15 protein-coding genes are annotated in these 23,616 nt (G+C 74.6%); 9 read left to right on the forward strand and 6 right to left on the reverse strand.

The features are described 5' to 3' along the window. Positions 1–191: 191 nt before the first annotated feature. From AB0F77_RS00725 to AB0F77_RS00750, 6 genes are all read right to left on the reverse strand, one after another. Positions 192–2,780: a SpoIIE family protein phosphatase gene (locus AB0F77_RS00725; RefSeq protein WP_361939090.1), complete on the reverse strand. Its 2,589-nt coding sequence runs from the start codon at positions 2,778–2,780 to the stop codon at positions 192–194. Between the two features lie 387 nt (positions 2,781–3,167). Beyond that, on the reverse strand, positions 3,168–3,596 hold the full coding sequence (locus AB0F77_RS00730) for an ATP-binding protein (RefSeq protein ID WP_361939093.1): 429 nt from the start codon (positions 3,594–3,596) through the stop codon (positions 3,168–3,170). A 99-nt stretch (positions 3,597–3,695) separates the two neighbouring features. Beyond that, positions 3,696–4,106: a (deoxy)nucleoside triphosphate pyrophosphohydrolase gene (locus AB0F77_RS00735; protein WP_361939096.1), complete on the reverse strand. Its 411-nt coding sequence runs from the start codon at positions 4,104–4,106 to the stop codon at positions 3,696–3,698. A 28-nt stretch (positions 4,107–4,134) separates the two neighbouring features. Continuing rightward, a complete protein-coding gene (locus tag AB0F77_RS00740; protein WP_361939099.1) occupies positions 4,135–4,329 on the reverse strand; it encodes an SPOR domain-containing protein in 195 nt (64 codons plus the stop codon). Between the two features lie 290 nt (positions 4,330–4,619). Further along, positions 4,620–5,372 (reverse strand): GntR family transcriptional regulator, encoded by a 753-nt coding sequence (locus AB0F77_RS00745; protein WP_361939102.1) that lies wholly within the window; start codon positions 5,370–5,372, stop codon positions 4,620–4,622. Positions 5,373–5,519: 147 nt separating this feature from the next. Next, on the reverse strand, positions 5,520–6,800 hold the full coding sequence (locus tag AB0F77_RS00750; RefSeq protein ID WP_361939105.1) for a DUF4190 domain-containing protein: 1,281 nt from the start codon (positions 6,798–6,800) through the stop codon (positions 5,520–5,522). Between the two features lie 89 nt (positions 6,801–6,889). Between AB0F77_RS00750 and AB0F77_RS00755 the strand changes: the two genes are divergently transcribed. The 9 genes from AB0F77_RS00755 (at position 6,890) to AB0F77_RS00795 (ending at position 23,611) form a co-directional block, all read left to right on the forward strand. Further along, on the forward strand, positions 6,890–8,089 hold the full coding sequence (locus AB0F77_RS00755; protein ID WP_361939108.1) for a serpin family protein: 1,200 nt from the start codon (positions 6,890–6,892) through the stop codon (positions 8,087–8,089). 93 nt (positions 8,090–8,182) lie between these two features. Further along, complete coding sequence (locus tag AB0F77_RS00760) at positions 8,183–11,827, forward strand: DUF4132 domain-containing protein (RefSeq protein ID WP_361939111.1); 3,645 nt, start codon at positions 8,183–8,185, stop codon at positions 11,825–11,827. Further along, positions 11,824–12,906: an AAA family ATPase gene (locus tag AB0F77_RS00765; RefSeq protein ID WP_361939113.1), complete on the forward strand. Its 1,083-nt coding sequence runs from the start codon at positions 11,824–11,826 to the stop codon at positions 12,904–12,906. The genes AB0F77_RS00760 and AB0F77_RS00765 overlap by 4 nt, the downstream gene beginning before the upstream one ends. Further along, the gene (locus AB0F77_RS00770; protein ID WP_361939116.1) at positions 12,906–15,683 is read left to right on the forward strand and encodes a DUF5682 family protein; all 2,778 of its coding nucleotides are present in this window, start codon (positions 12,906–12,908) and stop codon (positions 15,681–15,683) included. The genes AB0F77_RS00765 and AB0F77_RS00770 overlap by 1 nt, the downstream gene beginning before the upstream one ends. Next, positions 15,680–16,915, forward strand: coding sequence for a VWA domain-containing protein (locus AB0F77_RS00775; protein ID WP_361939119.1), 1,236 nt, complete (start codon positions 15,680–15,682; stop codon positions 16,913–16,915). The genes AB0F77_RS00770 and AB0F77_RS00775 overlap by 4 nt, the downstream gene beginning before the upstream one ends. After that, on the forward strand, positions 16,912–19,131 hold the full coding sequence (locus AB0F77_RS00780) for a hypothetical protein (protein ID WP_361939122.1): 2,220 nt from the start codon (positions 16,912–16,914) through the stop codon (positions 19,129–19,131). Before AB0F77_RS00775 ends, AB0F77_RS00780 begins: the two co-directional genes overlap by 4 nt. A gap of 95 nt (positions 19,132–19,226) precedes the next feature. Further along, a complete protein-coding gene (locus AB0F77_RS00785; protein WP_361939125.1) occupies positions 19,227–19,922 on the forward strand; it encodes an NAD(P)H-dependent oxidoreductase in 696 nt (231 codons plus the stop codon). Between the two features lie 498 nt (positions 19,923–20,420). Next, on the forward strand, positions 20,421–22,334 hold the full coding sequence (locus tag AB0F77_RS00790; protein ID WP_361939128.1) for a WD40 repeat domain-containing protein: 1,914 nt from the start codon (positions 20,421–20,423) through the stop codon (positions 22,332–22,334). Then, a complete protein-coding gene (locus AB0F77_RS00795) occupies positions 22,331–23,611 on the forward strand; it encodes an MFS transporter (RefSeq protein WP_361939131.1) in 1,281 nt (426 codons plus the stop codon). Before AB0F77_RS00790 ends, AB0F77_RS00795 begins: the two co-directional genes overlap by 4 nt. Positions 23,612–23,616 lie beyond the last annotated feature (5 nt).

The raw sequence follows: 23,616 nt of genomic DNA on the forward strand, positions 1-23,616 counted from the left end.
CACCCCGGCCCGGCCAGAAGTACCGGCCGCCCGACCCGTCGAGGAAACACCAACCGCCTCGCCCATCCGAGCCACCGGCCCGCCAGGAAGCGCCGGCCCCGGCCCGGCCAGAAGTGTCGGCCCCCGGCCCGCCGGTCGCCCGGCCCGTCCGGAAGCTCCGGTCGCCCGGTCTGGTCGGAAGTGGGGGCCGGTCAGAACAGGCTGAGCAGGGCCTCTGCCGGGTCCGTCAGGCCCGTTTCGCCGTCCGGGAGGGGGAGTTCGAACCAGACCGTCTTGCCGCGGGGGGTGCGGCGCGAGCCCCAGGCCGCGCTGAGCAGGCCGACGAGCTGGAGCCCCCGGCCGCCCTCGTCCGTGTCGCGGGCGCGGCGGCGGCGCGGCTGGACCAGGCCGGAGTCCCACACCTCGCACACCAGGGTGCGGTCCAGCAGGAGCCGCAGCCTGATCTCACCCTCGCCGTACCGCAGCGCGTTGGTGACCAGCTCGCTGACCAGGAGTTCCGCCGTGTCGACGAGCGGTTCGAGGTCCCAGGCGAGCAGCCGGCCGCGCGCGTGCTCCCGCGCGCGGCCCACGCTGCGCGGCTCGCGCGGCAGCGCCCAGTCGCCGACGGACTCCGCGGGCAGCCCCTGGACGCGGGCCATCAGCAGCGCGATGTCGTCCTCGCCGTGGTGGGTGTCGAGGGTGTTGAGGACGTGGTCGCAGACGTCCTCCAGGGGCTGGGCCGGATCGGTGAGCGCGCCCACGAACGCCTGGAGCCCCTCGTCCAGCGGATGGTGGCGCGACTCGACCAGGCCGTCGGTGTAGAGGGCGAGCAGCGCGCCCTCGGGGAGTTCGACCTCGACCTCCTCGAAGGGCTCGCCGCCGACGCCGAGCGGCATGCCGGGCGGCACGTCGAGCATCAGCGCGTGCTCACCGGGTTCGACGAGGACGGGCGGCAGATGACCGGCGTTGGCGAAGGTGCAGCGCCGGGTCACGGAGTCGTACACCGCGTACACGCAGGTCGCGAGGTAGACCTCGGAGAGGTCGGCGTCGCGCGGCTGGCGGGCGGTGCGGGTGGCCTGCTGGACGCCGCCGGGCGTGCCGAGGCCGCGGGCGATCTCGTCCAGCGCGGAGAGGACCTCGGCGGGTTCGAGGTCGAGCAGCGCCAGGGTCCGTACGGCGGTGCGCAGTTCGCCCATCGCGACCGCCGCGCGCAGACCGCGGCCCATGACGTCGCCGACGACCAGCGCCGTGCGGTGCCCGGGGAGTTCGATGACGTCGAACCAGTCGCCGCCGACCTCCGTCGCCGCGTTGCCCGGCAGATAGCGGCAGGCGATGTCCAGGCCGGACGCCTCGGGGTCGCCGGGCGGGAGCAGGGACCGCTGGAGTATCAGCGCCCGTTCGTGCTCGCGCCGGTACAACCGGGCGTTGTCGATACAGACCGCGGCGCGCGCGGCGAGTTCCACCGCGAGCTCCCGGTCGCGGTCGCCGAACGGCTCGCTGCCCTTGGTCCGGGAGAACCGCGCGAGTCCGACGACCGTGTCGTGGGCGACCATCGGGACGGCGAGCGTGGACTGCACGAGCCCGCCCTCGTCGGCCGGGACGCTGCGCGGGCGGGCGGTGCGCAGGGCGTCGGCGCAGGGCGAGTTGAAGGCGAAGTGGTGGACCGAGCCGACGGGGACGGCGGCACCGCCGTCGCCGAAGGGGGCGTCGGAGACGGCGCTGGCGTAGGCGACGCGGCGCAGTTCCGCGCTGCCGTCGGCGAGGCCGGGCGGGGTCTCGTCGCCGGCCAGGAGGCCCTGGTAGAGGTCGACGGTGGCCAGGTCGCAGAAGCCCGGGACGACGACGTCGAGGAGTTCGCGGGCGGTGGTCTCCAGGTCGAGGGAGTTCCCTATCCGGGCGCCCGCCTCGTTGAGGAGGGCGAGGTTGCGCCGGGCGTTGGCGGCCTCGCGGGCGGCGGCGCGGCGGGAGGTGATGTCGGTGCCGAGCCAGGCGATGCCGATGGGCCGGCCGGTGCCGCTGTGCACGCGGTAGAGGTTGATGGCCCAGTGCCGGCGCTCCTCGGACCCCGGCAGGAAACCGCTGATGTGCATGTCCGTGATGGAGTCGCCGGTGGCCAGGACGCGGCGCATGACGGCGACGACCCGCTCGGCCTCGCTGCGGGGCAGGTAGTCGTGGACGCCCTTGCCGCGGTGGTCGTCGGGCGTGCCGCCGAAGATGGACGCGAAGCGCTGGTTGGCGCGGCGGACCCGCAGGTCGGGGTCGATCAGCAGGAAGCCGAAGGGAGATTGACCGAATATCGCCTGCGAGGCGGCGAGGTCGGTCTCGATGCTGCGCAGGGTGCGCACGTCGACGACGATGCAGACGGCGGCCCTGTCGCCCTCGGCGGTCCGGGTCGGCATGACGTAGACCTCGGCGAGCCCTTCCTCGCCGCGCCGGCCGTCCGGGGTGTCCGGCATCCGGAAGGGGACCACTCCGGTCCATTCGCGTCCGTCGAGGATCTCGGCCATCTTCCGCTGGCCCCGCTCGCGCTGGTCGGGGTCGACGAACGCCTCGATGGGGTCGAGGCCGACGGCGCGCTCGGCAGGGATGCCGAAGAGCTGTTCGGCGCGCAGGCTCCACTGCTCGACGTGCCCGCCGGGGCCGATGGAGAAGGACGCCACCCGGATGTAGTCGTAGATGGAACCGGGCGGGCTGCTCTGCCACATGGCGTCACCGGCCGGGGCGACGGCCCGACCGGCCCCCGCCCTCACCCGGTCCGACGGGTCCTCGGACTCCGTGGCCTTCGCTGGTATCTCGCTCACGCGAACCGTCCCCTCCAGCTCACCGCGTCCGGCACCGGTCACCGGGGGCGGCTGCCCGCAGTATCCAGCACTACGGCGCCGCACGGCACGGTGTTCACGATCACAGCACGGTCCGGGCGGCTCCCGGACCGGCCGACGACCGGACTGCGACAACACTTCCAGTCTTCTAACCAGGGAACACGGCGTCGAACCGCCCGCTCCGGTACCCGTCCTCGACCCGGGTCGCGCGCTCGACGCCGAGTGGGGGTGTGTACACCGGTTCCTCCCGGATTCCGGCACGGTCCGGGGCGACCTGAATCACCCGGCGATCGGCCGTTCGCCCGCGCGGTCGCTCGCCGCCCGGGACCGGGGGCCGGTTCGGGACCGGGGTCGGGTCGGAACCAGGGGTCAGGTCGGCACCAGGAGTTCGAACCAGACGGTCTTGCCGTTGTCGCCGGGGTGGGTGCCCCAGCGGCTGGACGAGCCGGCGACGAGCTGGAGTCCCCGGCCGTCCTCGTCCTCGGGCCGGGCGGCCCGTTCGTGCGGCAGGTCGGGCAGCGGGTCGGAGACCTCGACGCGGAGGGTGCCCGCGGGGTCGGCGGGGCGCAGCAGCCGGACGCCGATGGGGCCGGTGGCGTGCCGCAGGGAGTTGGTGACCAGCTCACTGACCAGCAGGGCCGTGATGTCGGCGACGCAGTCGAGGTCCCAGTCGCGCAACCGGTCGCGGACCGCGCGGCGGGCGGTGCGCACGGCGCCGGGCTCCGCGGGAAAGGTCCACTCGGCGCTGCCGCCTTCGGTGTCGATCACGCCGATCACTTCCCAGGCCAGCGAGCCCACCCATGCCGGAATTCATGGGGTCAATGGGCACATACCCCGGATCCGGCAGGCAGTACCGCCGGGATCGGCGCCCTGTGGAGGGCCGGGTGTTCGGCCTGTTCAGCGCGTTCCCGCGGCCATGCGGGCGGCCACCTCGCGGACGGCGGGCATGTCCTGGTCGAGCCAGTCCACGGACCAGACCTCGTCCGGGGCGAGCAGGCGGAGCGCGTCGTGGTCCTGGAGGGGCGCGGGGGCGGCGGAGCCGGGGCGCAGCCGGGCGGTGAACACCCGCAGCACGTACGGCGCCCGCAGTGGCCACTCCCCCGGGACGCGCTCGGTGATCTCCGCTTCGACGCCCAGTTCCTCGCGCAGTTCGCGCTCCAGGGCCGCCTCGGGCGTCTCGCCCGGTTCGACCTTGCCGCCGGGCAGTTCCCAGCGGCCCGCCAGCTCGGGGGGTGCGCTGCGACGGGCGGCGAGCAGCCGGCCGTCGTCGAGCAGGGCGGCGCCGACCACCACGATCCGTTCCGTCATGCGCAGGAGCCTATGGGAGCGCGCCCGGTCAGCGGCGCACGCCCTCTCCGGCCTGCTCGATGCGCTCGACCCAGTAGAGCTGCTTGTGGCCGCGGTCGTCGAGGCTGTCGGCTATCTTCTGCGCCTCGGCACGGGTCGCGTACCTGCCCACGCGGTAGCGATTGCCGTTGTCGTCCTGCCGTATGACCAGCCAGGGCAGCGGGACCGTGCCGCTGTCGCTCATCGAGCCCCCTCGCCGTACGCCGCCTCGCCCTCTAAGGAAACCGCAATCCGCATATGCCCGAGCGTACGCCTAACCTTCACGCTGCGAATACGGCTTTTCACAAAGAGGTACGCAACCAGCCAGAACGCCGGGGGCGCACGATACCGAACGCGCCCTCCGGGAACCGGGTGACACCGGAGGGACAGCATACCGGTGCCACCGCCGTCACCTGCGGGAACGCGCGAGCGGCCACAACCGGCGCGGACCGGCGGAGTGCATCGGACGGAGTGTCAACCGCCTTGGGGTGTGCGCTACTTCACTGGAAGGTGGTACGACACCCGGTAACGGTCGGCCGGAATCACCACGTCCGCGGTCTCCACCGGGCGGCCCGAGGCGTAGTACGTGCGCTGCACGACCAGGACGACATGGCCGGGGACGCCGCCGAGGGCGTGCAGTTCCTCGGCGAGGCCGGGGCGGGCGCCGACCTCCTCGGTGACGTTGTCGACGATGACGTCGATGGCGCGCATGCGCTCGACGACGCCCATGCCGCCGAGCGGGCCCTCCTCGGGCAGCATCACGGGGGTGCGCCCGGTGACGGCCAGGGGCTCCCAGGAGGTGGAGAGCATCATCGGCTCGCCGGCCTCCCGGAACAGGTACTTGGTGCACATCACACGGTCGCCCGGCCGGACGCCGAGCCGCTCGGCGATGGCCCGGCTCGCCTCGGTCTGGGCGCTGCTGGACTCCCAGGTGCCGCGCGCGCCGACGTCGGTCTGCTCCTGGCGGAACGGGGTGGCCCCACCGTCCGGGCGGTACCCGGAGCGGGCCACCCGCCGTGGCACCGGCCGCTCGCGCACATAGGTCCCCGAGCCGGAGCGGCCCTCCACCAGTCCCTCGGCCATCAGCACCTTGCGCGCCTCCAGGGCGACGGTGTCCGACACGCCGTACTCCTCGCGGATGCGGGCCTGCGAGGGCAGCCTCGTATGAGGCGGGAGCGAACCGTCGACGATCTTCCTGCGGAGATCACCCGCGACACGCAGGTACGCCGGCTGCTCACCGAAAGTCACTGGCCGCTCCCATCAGATTGTACAGACAGCAACAGCGTGGCAACCGTGGGTTGAGCCGTGCAAGCAAAGGCCAGAGAATCACTCGATGTGATGACAGTTGGCCGGGGAGGGCATCACCCAGGCACTTTCTCCCCCCTCTGGCCGACCTCACACCTGCATGCCGCCACCGTCGGTGCCACCGTCCGCGCCGCCGCCCTGACCGCCGCCCGCCGGGCCGTCGTCCGGCGGGGTCGTGGCGAGGCCCAGAGCCTTGCGCGCGGTGACCGTGCGGCCGGGGTCGAGGAGTCCGGCGCCCTTCTCGTAGTGGGTGGCGAAGGCGTCCGCGTCCGTGGCCTCCGCGGCCGCCGCCCACTCGTCGCGGGCCTCGGTCAGCGTGGGCAGCAGGTCCGTGACCGGGCGCTTCGCGCCGGCCGGCCAGTCGTGCGCGGCCAGCATCCGGGACTGCTCCGCGAGCGCCGCCGCGACCCGGCCCGCCCACGCGCGGTGACCCGGCAGGTCGTCCTCGACGTACTCGGCGACGGGCGCGCTGTCGAGGGCGGCGTTCAGGACGTGCGCGGCCCTCAGATAGGCGACCTGGTCGGCGTCGAGCACGGTCTCGTCGTTGCGCAGCGAGCCGGTCAGGTCCCCGCCGGCGTCGGCGCTGCCGAACACACAGGTGACCTCGTGGTCGCCGGCCCGCCAGCTCTCGGGGGTGGGGGTGAGGTGATAGAGGTCCACGTCGTCGGGCACGGCCCAGGAGTCCATGGCGTAGCCGTCCTGGAGGCCGTAGCAGCGCTCGTCCGCCGTGTCGGCGACCCGCCCCTCGCCGGGATAGGGGCCGGCCGGCAGCCGGAAGGTGGCGAACACCTCGCCGTCGTGGCGGCCCGCGCAGGACACGCGGTCGATGTCGTACGTCTCGCCCTCCAGCGAACCGCCCGGCTCGTCGAAGCACTCGCCCCGGCTCAGCGTGATCCCCGCGCCGCCGCGCGCGCCCTCCTCGACGCCCTCCCAGAAGGAGGAGGCGCCACCCGTGGCCAGCACCAGCACCCAGGCCGCGAGCCCGAGCCCGGACAGCACCGAACCGCCGATCGCCAGCCCCCGGCCGCGTTCGCCCCGCGCGCGGATCCGGCTCAGCGCGACGAGCCCGAGGACGAGTCCGACGCCCGGCACGCAGCACAGGACGCCGAGCACGAGGGAGGCGACGGCGAACCCGTCGACGGGCGCCGGGCTGGTGTACGGGCTGTAGCCCTGGCCCCAGGCCGGGTACGGCGAGGGCCCGTAGGGGCCCTGCGGATACGGTCCCGGGTCGTACGGCCCCTGAGCATACGGCTGTTGGCCGTACGGCCCCCCGGGGTGCGGCGGCTGCCCGGAGGAACCCTGCGGGTACTGCCCCGACCAGGGCTGCTGCCCTTCGGGCTGGTGGGGGCCGGTGGGCGGAGGTGTGGACACGGGTACCGTGCTCCTGGACTCGGACTGCGGCAGTGGGGAACTGACGTACGACTGGGCGCATGGTAAGCGGGTGAAGGGGTGGGGGCGTCATGCAGGTCGCACATCGGACGGTCGCCGCGGTGAACGGGCTGACCGCCCGCTGGGCGGGGACCGCCGCGGGGTCCACGGTGTTCTCGGCGGCGGGGGTGTGGCCGCTGCTGGGCTTTCTCGCGGACGGGGCCGACGGCCGCGCGCGGGCGGAGCTCGCGGCGGCGCTCGGGCTGCCGGCCGACGAAGCGGCGGACGCGGCGCGGGAGTTGCTGGACGCGCTGGAGTCGATGCCGGGCATGGCGGCGGCGCTCGGGCTGTGGACCGAGGGCACGCTGGAGCTGCGGGAGCCCTGGCTGAAGGGGCTGCCCGCGCAGGCCCACGGTGTGCTCACGAAGGACCTCGACGCCTGCCGCCGCGCCCTGGACGGCTGGGCGCACCACCGGACCGGCGGGCTGGTCGAGCGGCTGCCGGTCGCGCTCACCGAGGGCGCCCTCTTGCTGCTGGCGAGCGCGTTCGCCCTGCACACGGACTGGCCGCGCCCGTTCACCGAGGTGATGCGCCGCCCGGACGCGGGGCCGTGGCGCGGGCGCGCGCTGCTGGGCCTGCACCGCCGGGGCGTGCGCCCCGACCGGGCCGGGGTGACGAGCACCCGCGACGGCCGGGTCACCGTCCTGAAGGTCCCCGGCGACAACGGCCTGGACGTCCATCTGCTGCTCGGCGACGAGCACATGACGCCCGGCCAGGTGCTCGGCGCGGGCGTCGGCGTGCTGGAGCGCGGGCTCGCGGTGACGTCCGGGTGCCGGCTGCCGTACGGGACGGCGGGACCGGGGCTGAGCGTCACGCGGGAGCCCACCGACACCCCGCAGCCGCTGGCCCTGGACATGACGACCGTGGCGTTCGACGTGCGGGCGGACCACGATCTGCTCGCCCTGCACGGCCTGTTCGGACTCACCTCGGCCCGGGACGCGCGCCAGGGGCACTTCCCCGGTGTCACTCCCGCGCCGCTCGCGATCGGCGCGGCCGGGCAGTCGGCGGTCGCGCGGTTCGGTGCGCTCGGCTTCCGGGCCGCGGCGGTCACGGCCGTCATGGCCGCGCCGGGCGGCGTCCCGCCGCAGCCCCGGTACGAGACGACCGTCGTCCGGGCGGTGTTCGACCGCCCCTTCGGCTTCCTCGCCGTCCACCGCGAGACCCGTCTGGCCCTGACAGCGGGCTGGGTCGCCGAGCCGGCCGCGTACGGCGCGGGGCCCGCCGGGGGCTGAGCGCCGGCCGGAACCGCGTTGTCAGTGGGCCCGATTACTGTGACCGGCACCTGATCGAGAGATCGTTCGGCATGGGCCGGCGGAGGAGGGGCTGTGCGGCGCTGGGAGTTTGTCGACGACGGGTCGTCGAAGTTCTGGGAGGCGGAGGCCGAGGGCACCACGGTCACCGTGCGCTACGGGCGGGTGGGGGCCCAGGGGCGCACCCAGCTGAAGGAACTGGCGTCGGCCCCGGCCGCGTCGGCGTACCTGGCGAACAAGATCGCTGAGAAGGAGCGCACCGGCTACCGGGAGGTGACGGGGGACGCCTCTCCGGCGGTCGTCCCCGCGCCGGACCCGGCTTCCTCGGACCCGGCTTCTTCCTCGGACTCGGCTTCCGCGCACGCGGAGGAGTCGGTTGCGGCGGTGGGGCCCGCCGCCCCGGTCGAGCTCCCCGACGAGGACTCCTTCGTCCTGCCCGCCCCCTGGGCCCGCCAGGTGTTCCCCCGGCGGGGCGGGACACGGCGGAGCGTGGCCGAACCCCACCCGGAGGCAAGGAAGCTGACGGACGCCCGGCTGAAGGACGAGGCCGGGTGGGTCGAGGCGATGCTGGCCGCGCCCAAGAGCGACCCCGTGATCGTCGAGGCCACGCGCGCGCACCTCGCCGGCAGCCCGACTCCCCTGGGCGCCGCCGTGGTGGCGGCCCTGACCATGCACTGGAAGCTCCCCGACAACGTCTTCGTGGACACCTGGATCGAGGAGCACGGCACGGCCTTCGCCGCCCGCGCGGTGGTGGAGTACTTCTCGGTCGAGGCCCACTACCAGCAGTCCGGGGGCCATCGCCAGGACCCCTGGCTCGCCTTCCGCCCGGCCGGCTCCGCCGACGGCCACTGGGCCCGGCCCAAGTTCGCCGACCGGATGCGCTTCCTGCTGGCCGCGGCCGACGAGGAGACGTACGCGCGGGTGGTCACGGCGCTGGCGGACTGCCGCGACGACGCGACCCGCCGGATCGTCGTGTCGTACCTGCTGCCCGGCGAGCAGACCTGGGTCACCGACAGCTGCGCGGACGTGCAGCGGGCCGACGCGACCCTGCGCTCCATGCTGCTGTGCTCGGTCACCTCGCCCGAACAGCTGGCCGCCTTCGGCCGACGGGCCGGACTCGACTGGAACGGCTGGACGATGGCGACGGTCGCCACGCTCGCCGAGGGCACGGGCACGGCGTTCGCCCCGCTGCTGGACGAGGCGCTCGACACGGCGTACGGCTCGGACCGCACGAAGACGTTCGCGGGCGCCCTGCTCCAGGTGCCCACCGACGACGCCTTCCGCGTCCTCGCCGCGCGCGTGGAGGACAAGCACGTCCGCCCCGTCCTCCTGGAGGCGATGCGCCGCTACCCGGTGCGCGCCCTGCGGCTGCTGGCCGAGACCGCGCGCGGCCCCGCCAAGTACGCCTCCCTGGCCGGCCGGTTGCTCACCTCGCACGTGCTGTCCCACGCCGACCTGGCGGCGGCCGTACTGGCGGACCTGCCCGCGGAGACCGCCGCCGCGGTGGAACCCCTGCTCGACCGCGCGGACCGGGTGCCGCCCGCCCCGGCCGAGGCGCTGCCTCCGCTGCTGGTCGCCCCGCCGTGGACACGCAAGCGCACGGCCCGCAGGGCTCGTGTGGCCGCGAAGCCGCCCGCGGCCCCCGGACCGCTGGTCGACTGGCGGGACGGGGAACGGGAGGAGTGGGCGAACACCCAGTCCTGGTACGGCAGGTGGCGCACCGCGAACGACTGGGGCCGGGAGATCGAGACCCTGCGCACGGGCGGGCAGTTCAAGAACGTCCGTGACGTCCGGCTGTTCGTGGACGGGCCCGAGGACACGGTCCGCCCGCTGCTGGCCGTCTGCGCACCGGAGGACTACTGGAACGGCGAGGAGTCCCTCAAACCCGTCGCCGCCAAGTGGGGTGTGGCGGCCCTGCCGCTGCTGCTGCGCGCCGCCACCCGGCACCCCGCCACCCTGGGCTCCCTGCTGCTGCCCTACCGGGACAGCGAGGTCGCCGCGCTGGTGTGCGACTGGCTGGCACGCCTCAAGTCGGCCGACGCGACGGCCCGTTCCTGGCTGACCCGGCACGGCACGGCGGCCGTCCCCGTGCTCGTCCCGCACGCGGTGGGCCCGGCCGGCACGGTGCGGCGCGGCGCCGAGAAGGCGCTGCGGCTGCTCGCGGCCGCGCACGGCGACGAACCGGTGACGGCCGCCGCGGCCGCGAGCGGGGCCGAGACCGCGGAGATCGTCGCGGACCTGCTCGCCGCCGACCCGCTGGAGAGCGCCCTGCCCGCCCGGATACCCGCCGTCGGCGCCTGGGCCGACCCGGCGCTGCTCCCGCAGATCCTGCTCACCGAGGGCGGCGCGCTGCCCCCCGACGCGGTCCGGCACGTGGTGACCGTCCTCGCGCTGTGCAAGCCCGGTGATGCCTACCCCGGTCTGTCCGTGCTGCTCACGCACTGCACCGCCGACTCCCTCGCAGCCTTCGCCTGGGGTCTGTTCGAGCAGTGGCGGCTGGCCGGCATGCCGTCCAAGGACAGCTGGGCGCTGCACGCGCTGGGTCTGCTCGGGGACGACGAGACCGTACGGCGCATCACCCCCGTCGTACGGGCCTGGCCCGGCGAGGGCGCGCACCACCGGGCCGTGGAGGGCCTGGGCGTGCTTGCGGAGATCGGCTCGGACATGGCGCTGCTGCAACTGCACGGGATCGCGCAGCGGGTGCCGTTCAAGGCGCTCAAGGTGCGCGCGCAGGAGAAGATCGCGGAGGTCGCCGAGGGGCTGGGGCTCACCGGCGAGCAGCTGGGCGACCGGCTCGTCCCGGACTTCGGCCTGGACCCGGACGGCAGCACGGTCGTCGACTACGGCACGCGCCGCTTCACCGTCGGCTTCGACGAGCAGCTGCGGCCGTACGTGCTGGACGCCGACGGCAAGCTCCGCAAGGCCCTGCCCGCCCCCGGCGCCAAGGACGACCCGGAGCTGGCGCCCGCCGAGCGCAAGCGGTTCGCCGGGCTGAAGAAGGACGTCCGCACGGTCGCCGCCGACCAGGTGCGCCGTCTGGAGGCCGCCATGGTGACCGAACGGTCCTGGTCGGCCGCCGAGTTCAGGGACCTGTTCGTCGCCCATCCGCTGCTGTGGCACCTGGTCAGGCGGCTGGTGTGGCTCAGCGTGGGCGACGGCGCGGTGACCGCGTTCCGGGTGGCCGAGGACCGCACGTTCGCCGACGTGCACGACGACGAGCTGGAACTGCCCGAGGACACGACCGTGCGGCTCGCCCACCCGCTGCACCTCGGCGACGAACTGGCCTCCTGGTCCGAGCTGTTCGCCGACTACGAGATCCTCCAGCCGTTCCCGCAGCTCGGCCGCGCGGTGCACGCCTTCACCGAGGAGGAGGCGGCCGGCCACCGACTGACCCGCTTCGAGGGCGCCACCGTCCCGGTCGGCAGGCTGCTCGGTCTCACCAAGCGCGGCTGGGAGCGGGGCGAGCCGCAGGACGCGGGTGTGGAGCGCTGGTTCCACCGCCGTGTCGACGACGACCGCTATGTGGTGATCGGCCTGGACGGGGGCATCGCCGTCGGCATGGTCGACGCCTTCCCCGACCAGACCTTCGAGAACGTGTGGCTCGACAGCAGCCCGGGGGACTACTGGAGCAGCCGCTCGTATCCGCTGCGCTTCGGTGACCTCGGTCCCGTCGTCGCCTCCGAGATCATCGCCGACCTGACCGAGGTGACCGCCGGATGAGCGGCCCCGAGGAGGTCCTCCAGCGCCCGCCCGCGGAGGTCCGGTACGCCGGCGAGCTGGCCGCCCTGCGCGCCGCCGACGACGGTCACCGGCCGCCGGGCTGGCAGCTGAGCCTGCGCGCGGCGCGCACGTTCGTCGTCGGCGACGAACAGACGGGGATCAGCCGCAAGTTCGTCGGCAACGTCTCCCTGGTCGAGCGGGCCCTGGTCACCCTGGCCACCAACCGCGGTCTGATGCTGGTGGGCGAGCCGGGCACCGCCAAGTCGCTGCTGTCCGAGCTGATCGCGGCGGCCGTCAGCGGCAGTTCGGCGCTCACCGTGCAGGGCGGCGCGGCCACCACCGAGGACCAGATCAAGTACTCCTGGAACTACGCCCTGCTGGTCTCCGAGGGGCCGTCGGCCCGCTCGCTGGTGCCCGCGCCGATGCTGCGCGGGATGGCCGAGGGCCGGATCGTGCGCTTCGAGGAGATCACCCGCTGCCCGCCCGAGGTGCAGGACTGCCTGCTGTCGCTGCTGTCCGACCGGGTCATCACCGTGCCCGAGCTGGACGGGCCCGAGGGGCTGGTCTTCGCCCGGCAGGGCTTCAACGTCATCGCCACCGCCAACACCCGGGACCGGGGCGTCAACGAGATGAGCGCCGCCCTCAAGCGCCGCTTCAACTTCGAGACGGTGTTCCCCATCCCGGACTTCGACACCGAACTGGCCCTGGTCGAGGCCGAGGCGACGGCCCTGCTGCGGCAGTCCGGGGTACGCCCTGCGCCGCGCCGGGACGTGCTGGAGGTGCTGGTGGGCACCTTCCGCGAGCTGCGCGGCGGCACCGGGCAGGGCGAGCGGACGTCCACGGTGATGAGCACCGCCGAGGCCGTGTCCGTCGCCCACGCGGTCGGCGTGCGCGGCTGGTTCCTGCGCGGGGAGCCGGGCAGCGCGGCGGACGTGGTGGCGAGCCTCGCGGGCACCGCCGCCAAGGACAGCCCCGAGGACCTCGCCCGGCTGCGCCGCTTCCTGGAGCAGGAGGTGCCACGCCGTCCGGGCCCGCAGTGGCAGGCCCTGCACGACGCCCGCCATCTGCTGGCCGACTGATGGAGAGCGCCGCCGGCTCCGCCGTGTTCCTCGGCGTACGGCACCACTCGCCGGCGTGCGCCCGCCTGGTGCGCGAGACGATCCGGTCGCTGCGGCCGGCGTACGTCCTGGTGGAGGGCCCGGCCGACATGAACGCCCGGATGTCCGAGCTGCTGCTCGAACACCGGCTGCCCGTCGCCGTGTTCAGCCACTACCGCGACGAGGAGCGCGTCGCCACGTCCTGGGCTCCGCTGTGCGCGTACTCCCCGGAGTGGATCGCCCTGCGCGAGGGGCACGCCTCGGGGGCGCGGGTGCGGTTCATCGACCTGCCGGCCTGGCACCCGGCGTTCGCCGACCGCGGCGAGCGCTACGCCAACCGCTATGCCGACGCCGAGGCCCGCTACACGGAGGCGACCCGCCGCCTGTGCGAGCGCTTCGCGGTGGACTCGCCGGACGCCTTGTGGGACGGCCTGTTCGAGATCACCGACTTGGACGACGACCCGGGGGCGGGGCCGGCGAGACGCGGGACCGGGCCGGACGACCTCTGGCCGAAGCCGGACGGTCGCCGGGCCGGGTCGGAAGACGTCCGAGGCGGGTCCGACAGCCTCCGAAGCGGGTCCGACGGCCTCCGAGCCGAAACCGACGAACTCCGGGCGGAGCCGAACGACCCCCAGGCCGAGTCCGACGAACTCCGGGCCGGGCCGAACAACCTCCAGGCCAGATCCGACGCACTCCAGACCGAGCCGAACAACCTCCAAGCGGGGTCCGACGAACTCCAGACCGAAACCGACGAACTCCGGGCCGAGCCGAACGGCCTCCGGGCCAGGTCCGACGACCCCGCACCCCGTCCCCGCAGCCCCCGCTCCGATCCCGGCCACGTCCGAGCCGGGGCCCGTGACCTCGCGACCCGTCATGACGGCCGTGCAGTCGATCCCGACGGCCGCAGGACGGGCCCGGACGGCCTCCGGGCGCGGCTGGACGCCTACTTCGAGTTGGTGCGGGGGGATGCCGAGGCCGATGTCGGGGATCGGGTTCGTGAGGAGTACATGGCGGCCTGGGTGCGGGCGGCGGTCGCCGAGGCGGGTGGGCGGCCCGTGCTGGTGGTGACCGGCGGCTTCCACCGGCCCGCGCTGCGCGCCCTGGCGGCCGTGGACGGCCCGGCCGAGTGGCCCGGGGTGCCGGAGCCGCCGGAGGGCGCGCTCGGCGGGAGCTTCCTCGTGCCGTACTCCTTCCGGCAGTTGGACGCCTTCTCCGGCTACCAGTCCGGGATGCCCTCCCCCGGCTACTACCAGCGCCTGTGGGACACCGGCCCGCGGGAGGCGGCCAGGGACCTGCTGCGGACCGTCGTCGAACGGCTGCGGGCGCGCGGTCTGCGGGTGTCCACGGCCGATCTGATCGCCGCGCGCGGACTGTCCGAGGGGCTGGCGCTGCTGCGCGGGCACCCGTACGAGACACGGGTGGACGTCCTCGACGGGCTGGCCGGCGCGCTGATCGGCGACGACCTGGACCGGCCGCTGCCCTGGACCGGCCGGGAACCCCTCGGCGCGGGCAGCCACCCGGTGGTCGTGGAGATGGTCGCCGCGTGCGCCGGCGACGCGGAGGGCCGGCTGCATCCCGACACCCCGCTGCCGCCGCTGGTGCACGACGTGGCGGAGCAGCTGGCCCGGCTGGGCCTGGCGGACGCCGACGGCCCGTTCGGACTCGACCTCACCGACCCGGCGGACCTGTCCCGCAGCCGTGTGCTGCACCGGCTGCGGGTGCTCGGCGTCCCCGGCTTCACCCGGCTGTCGGGCCCGTCCCACGGCGCGGACCCCGACGCCCGCGAGCGCTGGGAACCCGGCCCCGGGGGCGGGCGCGAGGCCGCGCTCATCGAGGCCGGCGCCTACGGGGCACGCCTGGACGAGGCCGCGTCGGTGGCGCTCGGCGAGCGGGCACGGGCGGCGGACACCGACGTCGGGGCGCTGTCCGGGCTGCTGTTCGACGCGGTGCTGTGCGGGGTGGGCCCGCTCGGCGCCGATCTGCTGGGCACGCTCGCGGCCCGCGTCGGGCGGGTCCCCGCACCCGGCCCGCTCGGCGAGGTGCTGGCGAACACGCTGGGCCTGTGGCGGCACGACCGGGTGTTCGGCACGGCCCGCGACCCGCTGCTCGCGAGGATCGTCGCGAGCGCGGTCGAGCGGGTGTTCTGGCTGGTCGAGGGGGTGCCCGGCGGCACCGGCGTGGACCGGGCCCGGCTGCGCGCGCTGGCGGCGGCACGGGACGCGCTGCTGCACGCGCCCGAACTGCTGACCGTCACCCCGGAGTCGGCGGCCGGGGCCGCCGCCCGGATCGCCGGTGACCGCAGTGCCCCGGCCGACCTGCGGGGCGCCGCGTTCGGCCTGCGCCGGGCCCTGGGCCGCACCGACGACGCGGGTGCCGCGGCACGGTCGCTGGCCTCCACCGGTCCCGGCGTCCTCGGGGACTGGCTCGCGGGACTGTTCGCGCTGGCCCGCGAGGAGGTCGTACGGGGGGCGGACGGCGACGGCGGACCGCTGGTCGACGTCCTGGACCGGATCGTGTCGGCGCTCACCGACGACGAGTTCCTGACCGGACTGCCCGCGCTGCGCCAGGCGTTCGCCCACTTCCCGCCGCGGGAGCGCGAGCGGATCGCCGAGCGGCTGCTGGAGCTGCGCGGCGCGCGCGGCTCCGCCCGGACCCTGCTGCGCACGACGGCCGACCCGATGCTGCTGGCCCGTGCCAGGACCCTGGAGAACGACGTGACCCGACTCCTCGAACGCCACGGACTGGGGGCGGACCGATGACCGCGGACGGATCCCGGCCCGCCACACCGGGCGGGCCGGGGCACTCCACACCGGCCGGGCCGGTGGACTCCGCGCCGTCCGAGCCCGCTCCGGACCCGTCGCTGGAACGCTGGCGGCTGATCCTCGGTGCGGCGGCCGAGCGCTGCACCGGCGGTCTGCACGGCTCGGCCGCCGCGCGGGACGCGGCCCTGGACTGGCTCTACGGCCGGGACGAGGACCTGGCCCGCCGGGGTGTGCGGCGCGGCGCGGGCGGTTCGCGCGAGGGCGGCGACGGGCCGTCGCAGCTCACGGCCGTGGACTGGCTCGACGACGTGCACCGGCTGTTCCCGAAGGAGACGGTGGAGCGGCTGGAGCGCGACGCCGTGGAGCGGTACGGGATCCAGGAGATCGTGACCGACCCCGACGTCCTCGCCCGCGTCGAACCGAGCCAGACGCTGCTGCGCGCCGTGCTGCGCACCAAGCACCTGATGAGCCCCCAGGTGCTGGCGGCGGCGCGGCGGATCGTGGAGGCGGTCGTGCGGGACCTGCTGGAGCGGCTGAAGCCGGAGGTGCGGCGGTCCTTCACCGGCTCCCGCTCGCGCCGTCCCAGCCGTGTCCCGCTGGCCCGGGACTTCGACTTCAAGGGCACCGTCCGCGCCAACCTCGCCCACTACCAGCCGGAGGAACGCCGCCTGCTGATCGAGCGGCCGCGCTTCCACTCCCGTACCGCCCGCCACCTCGAACAGTGGCAACTGGTGCTGCTGGTCGACCAGTCGGGCTCCATGGCCGGTTCGGTGATCCACTCCGCGGTGACGGCCGCGTGCCTGTGGGGGCTGCCCGGTCTGAAGACGCACCTGGTCGCCTTCGACACCCAGGTGGTGGACCTGACGTCCGACGTGACCGACCCGGTGGAGCTGCTGATGCGGGTGCAGCTCGGCGGCGGCACCGACATCGCGCGGGCCGTGGACTACGGCGCCGGCCTGATCGACGGTCCGCGCCGGGCGATCGTCGCGATCGTGTCCGACTTCTTCGAGGGCGGCGACCCCTTCCGGCTGGTGCGCACCGTGCGGGGGCTGGTGGAGCAGGGCAGCACCGTGCTGTGCCTGGCCGCCCTGGACGAGGAGGCGGACCCCGTCTACGACCGCGACCTGGCCGGGCGGCTTGCCGAGGCCGGCGCGCACGTGGGGGCGATGACGCCGGGGCGGCTCGCGGAGTTCGTGGCCGAGAAGGTCGGCCGGGGAGGGACGGCGTGACGAGCCGCACGGATCTGCTGGCCCTGACGCCCGAGACGCTCGTGTCGCTGGCCAACCGGGGTCTGGTCAAGCGGGCGGAGAAGGACCTCGCCGCGGGGGCCGGGCCGGAGGTGAGCGCCGACGGCACCACCGTGCGCGGCCGGTTCCCGGACGGCACCGAGACCGTGCTGCCGCCGGGGACCGGCCTGGACGGGTCGACGTGCACCTGCGGCGCGGCCGGAGTGTGCCGGCACCGCGTCGGGCTGGTGCTGGCGTACCGGCGCGGCGCGGCGGCGGGCACGCGGGAGGAGGCGGGCGGGTACGAGGACTGGTCGCCGGGCGAGTTCGACGACGGGACGCTGGCCGAGGTGCTGGGCCGGCCGGCGCTGACCGCCGCGCGCCGCACCGCCGACCGCGGCTGCACGGTCCGGCTCCACCGGCCCACCGCGGAGGACCCGGTGCCCCGCGCCGAACTCCCCACGTGCACGGTGCGCTTCCCCGTCCCCCACGAACTGGGCTACGCCCTCACCGACGCGGCGGCCCCGCTGCGCGGTGAGGTCGTGACCCTGGCGGTCTGGGCGTTCCGCGCGAGCGACGCACACGACACGGAGCCCGACCGGCCGCTCCCCGCGGGGGGCACGGCGGACGGTACGACACCGGGAACCGGCCCCACGCCCGGCCCACCGCCCGGGACACCCGCGGAGGAACACCCCGCGGACGGGACACCCGCGGACGGACACGGGACGGCCCGAGCGACCCCGGACGAACGCACGACGCCCGAAGCCGCCACCGGCCGGCGTGGCACGGCCGGGGCAGCCTCTGGTGGGCGTGCCGTGTCCGGCCCGGCCGTCGGCAGGCCCCGGGCGAGTGACGTGAGTCTCGGTGGGCGCCCCGCACCCGGCACCGGCACGGGCGCCGGAGACAAGGACGGCCGGAAGGTTCTGCGGGAGGCGCTCGGGCTCGTGGACGAGTTGTTGCTGGACGGTGTGCAGCAGGCCGGTCCCGTCTTCGCGGGCTCCCTGAGCCGGACCCGGAAGGCGCTGACCGCCGCCGCCCTGCACTGGCCGGCCGGTGCCGTCGCGGAGCTGGAGGCCCAGCTCGACGCGTACACGGCGCGCGGTACCCGCTACGAACCCGGGCGGCTCGCGTTCCTCCTCGCCGAGCTGTACGCCCGGCAGCGCGCCGCCGCCCACGACCCGGTCGCGGTGCTGGGCACGGCCGAGGCGCCCGAGACACCGCTGCGCCGGGTGCGGCTGGTGGCCCTCGGCTGCCGCATCGGCGGCACGGCCCGGGACCGTACGGCCGAGACGTACTTCGCGCACCCCGCCGCCGGGATCGCCCTGGTGCTGCGCAGACGCTGGGAGCTGACGGAGGAACAGGCGCCCACCGGCCACGAGTTGGGCACCCGCCGGCTGCTCGGCTCGCCCCTCGGCGCGCTGGCCGCGTCGAACGTGGTGAGCGAGCACACCTCGCGCGCGGCGGACCGTACGGTGTCGATCTCGCGGGGCCGGATCGCGGCGACCAGTGTGACCCCCGTCGGCACCGCGTGGACGGAACTGCCAGGCGCGCTCCTGGTGCACGACACGGCCGCGCAGTTGCGCGCGCTCACCGGCGGGCCGCCCCGTCTGGTGCGCCCCCGGGTGGAGGCGGACGCGGTGCGGGTGGTCGCGGTCGACATGGTCGAGTCGGTCGGCTACGACCCGGCCGGCCAACTGCTGGAGGCCGCGCTGCGGGACCCGGCCGGCAACGAGGTGCTGCTGCGGGCCGAGTACAACCCGCTCGCGCCGGGCGGCCTGGACGCCCTGGCCGAGGCGCTGTCGGCCGACGGGGTCAGCCACGTCAGCGGCATGCTGACCCGTGCCCACGGCCGCCCGACCCTGACCCCGCTGGCGGTCCTCACCCCGGTGGGCGTCGTGATCCCCGACCTGGCGCCCGGCGCGGGCGACTCCCACCTGGCCACGGCGCCGCCGCGCCCCGCCGACCCGATCACCGCGGCCCTGCGCTCCGGCCTCGACGCGCTCGCGGACGCGGCCCACCGCGGGCTGCGCCAGGTCACGCCGGGTCGTCTGACGCGGAGCGCCGACCTCCTGCACCGCACGGGCCTCACCACGGCGGCCACACACCTGCGCACCCTGACCCACGCCCTCGCCTCCCGTCCCGCCCCGGCCGCGCCGCCCGCCTGGGCCACGGCCCAGATCCATCTGACGACCGCCCTGGACCTGCACGAACAGGACTGACCGGGCGCCACGGCCGGGCGAGGACCGCATCGGGAACGGATCGGGAACACGGCCCCGCAGGATGGAGACATCCCCGAGGAAGTGAGGCGCGAGGAATGACGAGAATCGTCCTGATCTCCGGCAGTCTGCGGCGCGACTCGCTCAACACCGTCGCGATCACGACGATCCGCGGAATCCTCGACGCGGCACCCGGGCCCGTGGAGTGCCGGGTGCTCCCCATCGACTCCCTTCCCCACTACGACCAGGACGTCGACGAGGAAGGGCGGGAGGCCGACGTCGTCCGGCACGCGCGCCGGGTGGTGGAGAACGCCGACGCCCTGATCGTGAGCACCCCGTCCTACAACGGCTCGATCCCCGGCGTGCTGAAGAACGCCCTGGACTGGCTCTCCCGCCCGTGGGGCGCCAGCGCGCTGACCGGCAGGACCGCCGCCGTCCTCAGCGCGTCCCCCGGACCGCGCGGCGCGGCCGACGCCCTGCCCGGTCTGCGGACCGTGCTGCGGCGGGCGGGCGCCCTGCTCGTGGAGGGCCCCGACCTCTCGCTGGGCAACGCCGCGGACATCCCCACGAGGGACGGCAGTTTCGTCGATCCGTGGACCCTCGCCCGGCTGGAGACGCTGACACAGGCGCTGCTGACCGGGCTGCGCTCCCGGCCACCCGGTCCACAGCCCTGTCCCGGGCCGGAGTCGGCGGCCGACGGCACCACGGCCGGCGGCACGGAGAGCGACGGCGCGACCGCCCGGGACGACGAACCCGGCACCGGCAGCCCGTCCCTGCTGCCGGCGCACAGCTGACCCGACCGGCCCGGGGCGTCACCGCCCCACGGCCGCACCGCACCGCGGCGGCACCCACGTGGGTCCCGCCGCCCCCGGAACCTGTCCTCGTACGCCCAGCTGTCGGGGACATGGCGCGTTGCTCGGAGCGAGCACGCTACCCGTTCGACCCGGAGAGGGGGTGTGTCCCATGACTCTCGTCCGCCGGACCTCGCGTCCCACCGTCTGAGCCCCACCGGCTCGCCCCACCGTGCACCGCTGCCGGCGAAGGAGGTGTGTCCCATGACTCTCATCCGCAGGGCGTCCCGGCCCACCGTCTGAACCACCGCGGAGACCACCGCGTTCGAGGCGTGATCCACCGCGATCCACGGCCTCGACCCTGCCCGGGGAGGCATCACGTCCTCCCCGGGCAGTACCGGTCCTCCCCGGGCAGTACCGCACGTCCCCTCCCACACACGCGTGACCGGCGCGGCTGCCGGCGACGACACCGGCTCGACAAGACTGAAGCGGGGTTCCAGCATGGAGATCCGAGAGAGGATCACACGGATCGTCAACCACCCGGACCGGGGCCTGCTGGCCGCGGACGCCCGGGGCGGCCTGCACTGGCTCGACGCCGAACTGAACGTCCGGCGCTCGTCGGTCGCCTCGGCGACGGCGCAGGCGACCGCGGCGCACCCCATCTACGCCCTGCAGATCGTCGGCGACTGGATCGTCACACGCGACAAGATGGGCAACATCTCCCGGTGGGACGCCGACTCGCTGCGGCTGCTGGACCGGCTGGACGCCAGGGCGACCGCGGACCGTTCGCTCCTCATGGAGGGGGAACAGCCCTCGCTCACCATGCTGCGCGGCATCGGCGTCTGGCAGGGCAAGGTCTACGTCGACAACGGCTACTACCAGCTGGTGATCCTCGACCTGGAGACCTTCACGGTCGACCGGATCGTCCTGTGGCCGCACGGCTACGACATGCTCGAATGGTTCTGCACCGACGCCCCGGGCGTACAGGCGGTCGGCGACCGCAACGGGCGGATACAGATCGGCGACCTGGCGGCCCTGGACTTCCCCACCGTGGTGAAGGTCGACAGCGCCAACATCCACCGGCTCGTGTACGACGGGCGGCACAACCGGTACTGGGCGACGCTCGACAGCGGCCTCGACGAGACGCTGCTCATCGCGAACGGCGTCCTGACCATGTCCCTCGACGGCACGGTCCAGGAACGCGTGCTGTACGCCCGCAACGACGTGGAGGCGCTGGCCTTCTCCCCCGCCTTCGACAAGGCGTACGTCGGCGGCTTCGACGGCGAGCTCATGATCTTCGACAACACCGAGCCGGAGATGAAGCTGTTCGACCGCGTCGGCGGCTTCAGCCACCAGCTCATCGACATCACCGTCGACCCCTCGGGACTCGTGTACGTCCTCACCCAGGACGGCGACATCACCGTCTGCACGCCCGAGGGCCGGTTCGTGCGCCGCCTCGGCTTCGAGCGCCACTGCGTGTGGGAGATCCAGCCGCTGCCCGGCGAGGACAACGCGCTGATCGCCTCGACCGACTCCGGCACCCAGGTCGTCCGGCTGACCGACCCCGCCCCCGGGCACCCCGCGCTGGTCCCGGGCGAGCGCTACACCAGCGGGCTGGGCTTCACCCGCCGGATCGTCCTCGCCGACGACGGCTGGGCGGGCGTGTTCTGGCCCCGCACGGTACGCCGGGTCGCCGGTGACGGCAGCACCCTGTGGGAACACGAACTGCCCGACCTCGTCCACACGCTGGCGATCTCGCCGGACTCGTCCAAGGTGCTGGTCGCGACCAACGCCGGCGCCTTCGAGTTCGACGGCCGCACCGGCGAACGGCTCACGGTGTTCGACCAGTTGCCCACCAGCGCCTGGGTCTGCGGCTATCTGCCCGACGGCCGGCGGCTGATCGGCGCCCGCAACGGCCACATGGCCGCCTTCGACGCGGACGGCACCCGGAGCTGGACGGTGGAGCTGGGCCACTACCCCAAGCGGATGTTCGTCCAGGACGACATGGTCCGCATCACCGGCGGCGTGGGCGTCAAGGAGTACTCGTTCGACGCGGAGAAGGAGGACCGCCAGTTCGTCGAACTGCTCGACAACACCGCCGAGAGCGCGGTCCTGGTCGACAACACGCTCTGCGTCGTGACGTACGGCTTCCAGCTGGCCGCCTACGACTACGGCACCGGGCAGGTCCTGGCGCTCAACGAGGACCTGCCGGACTTCGCCAAGGGCATCGCGGCCCTGCGCGGCAGCGACGGACAGCCGTACGTCGTGGTCGGCGGACGCGGCGGATACCTGCGGCTGTTCCGGCTCGAACGCGACGGGGCGAGCGCCGTGCTCACCCCGCTGCGGGACCTGTGGCTGCCCGGCGCCACCGCCGACTACCCGTCCCTGCCCGGTTCCGAGGCCGCGTCGCGATGACCCGGACGGACGACGTGGCGGCCGGCGAGCCGGTCGCCGCGGACGACGAGGCCGAGCCGTCGCCGCTGCGCGACCGGCGCTTCGTGGTCTTCGCCGTCGGCAATGTCGCGAACAACCTGGGCGAGGCCCTGTACGCGGTGGCGCTGCCGCTGTACGCCTACCACCGCACCGGATCCCTGGGCGTGATGGCGCTGCTGGCGGCGGCGGTGCCGGCCGCGACCCTGCTGGCCCCCCTGTTCGGCATGGTCGCCGACCGGCGCGGCACCAGGGAGCTGGTCCTCTACGGGCTCCTGCTCCAGGCCGCGGCAGCCACCGCGATGAACCTGCTGCTCCTCCAGGGCACCTCCCTGGTGCCGCTCATGGCCGGCGCGCTGCTCGTCGCGGTGGGCGGTGTCGCCTACCGCACCGGCTGGATCACCGGGGTGCCGTCGATGTTCCCCGCGAGCCCGGCCCGGGCGCGCGGCACCCTCAACAGCTCCTTCATCGCCACCACGATGGCCGGGCCGATGCTCGCGGCAGCGCTGCTCCCCTGGACGGGATACGCGGGCCTGCTGTGGCTGAACCTGCCCACGTTCTTCGCCCCGCTGGTGGTGTGGGCCGTGGGGGTGCACCCGCCCGCGCTCGCGCGGGCCACGGGCGCGGGCCGCCCGTCGCGGCAGTGGCGCCCCGCGTTCCGGGCGATCTTCACCGACCGCCGGGTGCTGGCCATGCTCGTCGTACAGCTCGTGGTGGAGATCGCCTGCGGCAACGGCCTCACCTCGCTGATCCTCTACGACCTGTCCCACGCGTGGCGGCTCAATGGTGAGCAGGCCGGCCTGGCCATCGCCGTGATGAACCTGAGCGGGCTCCTCGGCAACCTCTTCGTCTCCCAGCGCCGGCGCTTCCGTGCCTGGCGGTGGCTGACCGCCGGTCTCGTCCTGCGGGCGGCCACGCTGGCGCTGCTCGCGACGGACATGTGGCCGCTCTACGTCGCGGCGCTGTTCGTGGGCCAGTTCGGGGACGGCATGGTGACGGCCGTCGTCACCATGGGCCGGGTCAAGTACCTGCCGGCCGCGGTCCTGGGCCGGGCCTCCGGCCTGCTGTGGCTGCTCACCGGCACGGCGGGCCTGCTCTCGTCCACCACGGTCCTGCTGGTCGACGGGGCGCTGGGCACCCGCGCCGCCTTCCTCGTGCTCGGGCTCTCGTCCGCCACGGTCCTGTGGTACCTGGTCCGCTCCCGCTCCGCGTGGACGAGCCCCGGCCTCTCACCGCGATCAGGAATGGGAGAAACACCGTGAAAGAA

This window comes from Streptomyces sp. NPDC026672 (assembly GCF_040638185.1).
Classification (GTDB): domain Bacteria; phylum Actinomycetota; class Actinomycetes; order Streptomycetales; family Streptomycetaceae; genus Streptomyces.